Annotated in this window: 1 protein-coding gene; it reads left to right on the top strand. The window is 43.9% G+C overall.

Features of this window, described 5'->3' with window-relative positions:
- Positions 1–151: 151 nt before the first annotated feature.
- Positions 152–295 carry a hypothetical protein gene (locus tag CWB60_RS20825; protein ID WP_212746877.1) on the top strand — a complete coding sequence of 48 codons (144 nt, stop codon included), beginning with the start codon at positions 152–154 and terminating at the stop codon, positions 293–295.
- Positions 296–399: the final 104 nt, after the last annotated feature.

Here is a 399-nt window from a genome sequence, read left to right as displayed (position 1 = left end):
GGTGCCTTGGACCGCAGAATAGGAGCGATTTGAAACGGAGCGTACCTGTGATAACGCTCAATTAGTATTTCACTTTGCCGCTACAGATAATATAACTGATACGTTTGACTACACTTTATCGCGTTTTGAAGAGATCAGTGAACCCAATAAAATGTCGTTTTGGTTTGATAATCCAGGCGGTACAGCAGATCAAAATGGTACTTTAGTGGATATCACCAATGCCAAGGATGAGCTTAACTTTTGGGCATGGGTGCTTTACGAGAAAAAAGAAACCGACGCGTTTGGAGTAAACTGAGCGGGGCAAGCAGCTCAGTCACGTAAATTTAGCTTTGAAACCCATCCTTAACCCTCGCCATCGAACCCTGAAGGTACAACGCCCGAACCAATACCAACTATAAA

The organism is Pseudoalteromonas sp. S327, from assembly GCF_005886415.1.
Classification (GTDB): domain Bacteria; phylum Pseudomonadota; class Gammaproteobacteria; order Enterobacterales; family Alteromonadaceae; genus Pseudoalteromonas; species Pseudoalteromonas atlantica.
This window is presented reverse-complemented; position numbering and strand designations above follow the sequence as displayed.